This is a genomic window from Caldibacillus sp. 210928-DFI.2.18 (assembly GCF_020554505.1).
Classification (GTDB): Bacteria; Bacillota; Bacilli; order Bacillales; family Caldibacillaceae; genus Caldifermentibacillus; species Caldifermentibacillus hisashii.
In genome coordinates, this window is sequence record NZ_JAJCHL010000125.1 from 1 (window position 1) to 6,630 (window position 6,630).

Genomic DNA, 6,630 nt, shown 5'->3' on the forward strand with positions numbered 1-6,630 from the left:
CGAGATTCATTCTCGTCACCCTTTTGTGGCGGAAAATGCTCTATTTTGGCGACGAAACCCTTTCTCGTCACCATTTTAAGCCAGAAAACTCACTTTTTTGGCGACGAGGCTCTTTCTCGTCGTCACTTTGAGGCGGGAAACTTGATTTTTTGGCGACGACACACCCATCCGTCTTTAGGATGCGAAACTCAAGTTCATTAACAAATATATCACCATCATCGTATTTCTCTTTCACCCATAGAATTTATTTCTCCTCTTATATATGTTATACTTGTCAACATGTACAAAGAGAACGAAGGTGCATGACCATGATTCATACGATTGCAGTAACAGAAGATCAGCAAGTATTACATGATATTTCCATACAGGAATTGGTTGATTCGAAAATTTCCTGGTATTGGGTTGACTTTCATTCCCCAACTGAAGAAGAAACACAACTTCTCTATACGTTTTTCAATTTCCACCCGCTTTCGATTGAAGACTGTTTACATTTTTTTCAACGTCCAAAAGTTGATTTTTATGAAGATTATAATTTTTATGTCTTACACACCATTAACCCGCAAACCCTTTTAGCAGAAGAAGTGGATATCTTCTTTGGCAAAAATTTCATCGTTTCCTTTCACCTTGACGATTCAAGAGAAGTGAATAACGTTTTTGAAAAAGTAAAAGAAGACTCAAAAATCGTCTTGGATAAAAATCCGCTATATATTTTTTATCTACTATTGGATAAAATTGTTGACGAATATTTCCCGGCTGCTTACAAATTGGAAGACTTTATTGGAGAGCTTGTGACAAAAAATGGCAGTCAAGATTTGATCGAGGATGTTTTTGAAGTAAGAAATCAATTATTAAAATTGCGGCGAACAATCACACCAATGAGCGAGCTATTATACCGCATTTTGAATTCAGAAAGAGTAAATATTCCGAAAGAAGATCATCTTTATTTTATGGATATTTATGATCATTTGCTTAGACTTATTGAAATTATCGATTCCAATCGAGAAATGACAAACGATATTAGGGACAGTTACATTTCTATAAACTCATATCGAATGAACAATATCATGAAAACTTTAACCGTGCTATCTTCTATTTTTATTCCGTTGACCTTTATCGCTAGTATTTACGGCATGAACTTTAAGTATATCCCGGAATTGTCATGGCGATGGGGCTATTATGCCGTCTTAGGTTCGATGTTTGTTATCGGCTCATTGATGTTAGCCATTTTATGGAAAAAAGGGTGGTTTAAATAAAACTTTCACGTCCTTGTGGCAACGTTTGTGTGAACACCATGCTTTTCCGAACAAATCGGTATGTGGGACGTCTTTCTTAAACATATTGAGCGGTGTTCCAGAGAATTAAGCTCACATGAACACCGCACAAATCCTATTTCCATTTTACTATGATAAAAAACAACAGGTCATCTGATGACTATGCAAATATTCTACAGCAAGGCTTGTTACCATGCTGTTTTTTGTTTTATCAAAATGTTTCCCGTTCCAAACAGTCTATATTACATATTTAGATCCAATTCTGAATCTATTTGTTCATTTGTTTGACCGTTATTTTTTATAAAAGATATGGCGAATAAACTGATGATTGCAGCCAAAATCATATATAGGGCCACCGGAACGAATGAATTGTTAAATGTGGCCAATAATGCCGTAGCAACAAGTGGTGCCGTACCACCTGCAAATGCTGCCCCCAGCTGATAGCCTAAAGAGATACCGGTATTGCGGACTTTAGCAGGGAAAAATTCCGATATCATCGTACCAAGAACCGCATTGACGGATCCCCAAATAAAGCCAAGACCAATTACCGTTGCCAAAATAAGCAAAAAGACCGAACCTTGTTGCAGCATCCAGAAATATGGAAATGCATATAGGATTGTTGCTGCAATACCAAATAGATAAATATTTTTTCTGCCAATACGGTCGGATAAGTTTCCAATAATTGGAATAATAATTGTTGCCACTAACGAACCGATGACAACAGCATTTAACGCATCAGTTTTATTAAAATTCAAAGTGGTCGTCGCGTACGAAACGATAAATGTTCCAAATATGTAAAATGGCGCTGTTTCAACAACTTTTGCACCCATTGCAATTAACACAGCTTTCCAATGGTAGCGTAATGTATCGGCAATTGGGAGTCTTGATACTTCACCGGCTTCTTGCGCCTTTTTAAATGCAGGAGTTTCATCAATCCCTTTTCGAATCCACAATCCAAAAACAACCAAAATGACACTTAATAAGAACGGTACCCGCCATCCCCAAGACATGAACTGATCTTCCGGTAAAAGGGTCATGACCGACATCACTAAAGATCCTAATATCAAACCAATGGAAATTCCCATTTGCGGAACACTGCCAAACAAACCTTTTTTATTTTTCGGTGCATATTCAACTGCCAACAACACCGAGCCGCCCCATTCACCGCCGAGGGCAAGTCCTTGAACAAAACGTAAACAAGTAAGGAAGATTGGCGCCCAAATACCGATGACCTGATAAGTAGGCAACATCCCCATACCGAATGTAGACACCCCCATCAAACTGAGCGTTAAAACTAATGTCTTTTTCCGTCCTAAACGGTCCCCAATATGACTAAAAAGAATTCCCCCGATTGGCCGTAAGAAAAAGGCAATGGCGAAAGATGTATAGGCAATTATTAACCCGATTGTGGGATTCTCACTTACAAAAAATAATTGATTAAAAACTAACGAAGCAACCGTCCCATATAAAAAGTAATCAAACCACTCGATAGCGCTTCCTATTAAACTAGCAAATAGAACCCTTACATTCCCCTTTAACATGTTTTTTCTCCCTTCAAATAAGCTTTTCCCTTTTTGTTTTAAATCGCTTACATTTTGAACAAAAAAGCATTTTTATAGTCGATATAGTGTTAATTCATCAGATGACCTGAAAATCCTATGGTCATATTCTATCATGAATTTTCTGGGATTGTAAATCATTTTGTCACAAAAAGTTCAATGTTTGATAAAACGATTTCTTGCATAATAGCGAATGAGTGACTTTTGATTTATTTTGTCGATATTTTGAAGCGAAAAATGCTCGGTTTTGACGAAAAATTCAACAGTAGATTACAAGTATTCAACAATCCTCCCCCGGTATTCAATAGTAAAAAAGGAAAATTCAACAGTACTTGGATATAAATTCAACAGTAAAATTGAAAAATTAAACAACTCACCCTGTAAATTCAACAGTAGATTACGAGTATTCAACAGTCTTCCCCTCGAATTCACCAGTAACCATTTTTGAGCCTGGAAATTCTCAATTTTTTTTGCGATAAAACCTCTTATAGAAAATTATATTTTTCACAAATCCGAAAAACATCAATCAATTGATAAAATTGCCGGTCTTGTTGTAAAATTGTTCACAATCACAGAATCTTATATTTCAAATTGATACTCTTTTTTTGCCTGTTATACTTCCTGATAGTGCTATATGGGATTCCGCTGTACGAAATAGAAAATGATGAGAATTTATTATATTTTTGACTGGAGCGAAAGAAATGGAAAACAACAATCTTTTAAAAGAGCATTTACGTAAGCTGGAAGAAATGTTACTAACACCGGACATTCGAACTTCCGCTACTGAATTAAGTAACATCCTTGCCGACAATTTTTTTGAAATCGGCAGTTCCGGAAAAATTTTACACAAGGATGGAATCGCGCCAGAAGGAATAGGTGTCGTCAACATGCAACTTAGCGAATTCGAAATTCACCCCCTATCCGACGAAATTGTTCTAACAACCTATCGAATTTTTAATAAAGAAACCCAACAATATACATTAAGGAGCTCTATCTGGAAATATATGGAAAACAGGTGGCAAATGGTCTTCCATCAAGGGACAAAGACGGACAGTTCCACATAAGGGAAAATGGTTTGAAATGAAAAGAACAAAAAAGGGCTGGCACCAATAGGGAGAATAGCTTGAAATAAAAAGCACAAACACAGGCAGGCACAGTAGGGAGAATAGCTTGAAACAAAAGAGGCAATGACGGACGTTTGAATCTATGCACTTTGTTCCACAAAGGGAAAATGGTTTGAAATGAAAAAGGCAAAAACGGACAGTCCACAAAAGGAGAATAGTTTGAAACGAAAAAGACAAAAAAGGACTTATAAGATTTGTACACCCCACCAACACTTTTCCAGGGAGGGAGCCAAATGATCCCTCACCGTCCTATCCGACTATGGAAAACTTTTTATATCCTTTTTCGACTTCCAAATATGTGATTTTTTTATTCGTTACTTTAATAAAACGATTTGGCCATGTGCGAAGGGATTCTACAAACATTTTAACTTGTTCTTCAGTTCCTTCACCTTCCATCTCCACCGTCCCGTCATCGTTATTTCTCACCCAGCCATTGATTCCATATTCCAACGCTTTTTGCATAACGGAATAACGAAAACCTACACCTTGAACCCGACCATCGAAAATAATATGGACAATCATTATTTTTCCTCCCCCTTTTTTACGGCTTTCCCTATCCTTATTATACTAAAAATCACCTTGAGAAAAACGTGTAGAAATTGTATGATAATAATAGAATGTGAAAGCAATTACATAAAAGTAAACTATATATATTAGGAGAATTGATATGAGCAAGAAGAGAAAAAATAGGTTAAATTTTAAAGACTTTCGAATTGGTGCTAAATACACCATGACTTTAGTATCCGTATTTATATTTTTTATCATTTCCACAATCATTGTCACCATTTCGATCAATAACATTGGAAAAAATATCGAGCAACTGGAAATAGAATCCGATCGTTCGGTCATGATTACGCAAATGGGTTCCATTGTTAACAGTAAAGCAGCGAATATCATGAGTTATGTCATTGAAAGAAGTGATGAAAATATTAACAATTATAATGCAGATAACGCTACTTTCCATGACATTAAAAAAGAAATTAGTAAAATCTTAGTTTCGAAAGAGCAAAAAAACTTATTTCAACTCGTGAATGAGAATGAAAAGAAACTTGATCAGTTATTAAACGAAAATATCATTCCGGAAATTGATAATATGTCAGATTCGTCGGCTTCCTACTATATAAGTCAGGCAAATAAGGCACGGACATCGACAATTTTTGCTCTTGATTCTTTACGCAAAAATATAGACAAAGAACGCCAACATGCTATTACCCAAGCCGAAAAAAGTAAACAACTGGCTATTATCATCCAAATCATCTCGATAACCGCATCGATTATCGTTGGTGCAATACTCATCTTCTTCATCAGTAGAAATATTACACGAAATCTTGGTAAAGTTGTTGAATTAAGTAACAAAATAGCTGATGGAGATTTGACGGTTGAACCATTAACGTATGACGGAAAGGATGAGATTGGTCAAATTAGTTCTTCCATCAATAAAATGAGGGAAAATTTGCGAAATATGATTCAACAAATATCGAGCATGACCTCTACAGTCGGCAAGAGCAGTTCAGCATTAACGGAACTTGCCCATGAAGTGAAAGCAAGTTCTGAACAAATCGCTGTAACCATGCAAGATTTAGCAAAAGGTTCCGAATCTCAAGCCAGTCACTCAAATTTAGTATCCGAATCGATGCAACAATACTCAAAAATTGTTCAAGAGGCAAATGAAAACGGTGAAAAAATTCAAGAATCATCGCAAATCGTACTCACCTTTGCTAATGATGGAAAAGAATTAATGGATCAATCCACCGAGCAAATGGCAAAAATTGATTCCATTGTTGAAGAAAGTGTTCAAAAAGTACAAAACTTACATGATGAATCGCAAAAAATTTCCAAACTGGTCTATGTGATTAAAGACATATCCGATCAAACCAATCTACTGGCCCTTAATGCCGCTATTGAAGCAGCAAGAGCCGGAGAACACGGAAGAGGATTTGCGGTTGTGGCGGAAGAAGTGAGAAAACTTTCTGAAGAGGTCGCTGCATCAGTCAAAGACATTACTGGAATCGTAAACAAAATTCAAAATGAGATTAAAGAAGTGACTAATTCGCTTCGAAGCGGTTATGATGAAGTGGAAAAAGGGACAACCCAAATTAAATCTACGAGTGAAACATTTAATATTATTAATGAATCGGTAACAGGCATGGTAGGAAATTTACAAACGATTATAGAAAACTTGGCTTCGATTACGGCACAAAATCAGCAAATGAGCACTTCCATTGAAGAAATTGCCGCCATCTCGGAAGAATCAGCAGCAGGGATTGAAGAAACCGCCGCCTCTGCTCAAGAATCAAGCAGTTATATGGAAGAAGTCGTTGGCAATACGAAACAATTGGAAAAATTGGTCAAAGACTTGGACAACCTCGTTCGCAAATTTAAGATATGATGCATCGGCCAGACCCGAAAGCAGACCGTCGGATAAATATTGAGAGGGATAAAGTGCTTTCCACAAAGCAGCTTTATCCCTCTGACCCGTTTCAACGAGAAAGTTGGGTTGGAAAGACTTGCCCATGCATCCGATTGGTTTGGGAGGCACAATGTTGATTACACGAGCATACTAAAGCAAACGCTTACATGATGCCGGTCACAAAAAAATTCCCACAGGGACATGGATATTTAGTCTGTTCTTCCTAAAACAAGTAGGATTTCAAAATTCTTGAAGTACCTCACCTT

At 36.8% G+C, this 6,630-nt stretch carries 5 protein-coding genes; 3 read left to right on the forward strand and 2 right to left on the reverse strand.

The genetic code is table 11. From position 1 onward, the window contains the following. The first annotated feature begins 308 nt into the window (after positions 1 to 308). Positions 309 to 1,253: a magnesium/cobalt transporter CorA gene (corA, locus tag LIZ98_RS16325; protein WP_095142442.1), complete on the forward strand. Its 945-nt coding sequence runs from the start codon at positions 309 to 311 to the stop codon at positions 1,251 to 1,253. A gap of 260 nt (positions 1,254 to 1,513) precedes the next feature. On the opposite strand, the gene LIZ98_RS16330 is transcribed toward corA, so the two are convergent. Further along, entirely contained in the window at positions 1,514 to 2,812 is a 1,299-nt protein-coding gene (locus LIZ98_RS16330; RefSeq protein ID WP_227140271.1) for an MFS transporter, read from the reverse strand. Between the two features lie 719 nt (positions 2,813 to 3,531). Here LIZ98_RS16330 and LIZ98_RS16335 point away from each other — a divergent pair. Then, positions 3,532 to 3,894 carry a nuclear transport factor 2 family protein gene (locus LIZ98_RS16335; protein WP_034772604.1) on the forward strand — a complete coding sequence of 121 codons (363 nt, stop codon included), beginning with the start codon at positions 3,532 to 3,534 and terminating at the stop codon, positions 3,892 to 3,894. Between the two features lie 309 nt (positions 3,895 to 4,203). On the opposite strand, the gene LIZ98_RS16340 is transcribed toward LIZ98_RS16335, so the two are convergent. Continuing rightward, entirely contained in the window at positions 4,204 to 4,476 is a 273-nt protein-coding gene (locus LIZ98_RS16340) for an acylphosphatase (protein WP_034772606.1), read from the reverse strand. Positions 4,477 to 4,621: 145 nt separating this feature from the next. Between LIZ98_RS16340 and LIZ98_RS16345 the strand changes: the two genes are divergently transcribed. Next, positions 4,622 to 6,343, forward strand: coding sequence for a methyl-accepting chemotaxis protein (locus LIZ98_RS16345; RefSeq protein WP_227140272.1), 1,722 nt, complete (start codon positions 4,622 to 4,624; stop codon positions 6,341 to 6,343). Positions 6,344 to 6,630 lie beyond the last annotated feature (287 nt).

Bases quoted from the DNA above. Each gene is read 5' to 3' on its own strand.
- LIZ98_RS16330 (WP_227140271.1), bottom strand. From the start codon at position 2,812: ATGTTAAAGGGGAATGTAAGGGTTCTATTTGCTAGTTTAATAGGAAGC.
- LIZ98_RS16335 (WP_034772604.1), top strand. From the start codon at position 3,532: ATGGAAAACAACAATCTTTTAAAAGAGCATTTACGTAAGCTGGAAGAA.
- corA (WP_095142442.1), top strand. From the start codon at position 309: ATGATTCATACGATTGCAGTAACAGAAGATCAGCAAGTATTACATGAT.
- LIZ98_RS16345 (WP_227140272.1), top strand. From the start codon at position 4,622: ATGAGCAAGAAGAGAAAAAATAGGTTAAATTTTAAAGACTTTCGAATT.
- LIZ98_RS16340 (WP_034772606.1), bottom strand. From the start codon at position 4,476: ATGATTGTCCATATTATTTTCGATGGTCGGGTTCAAGGTGTAGGTTTT.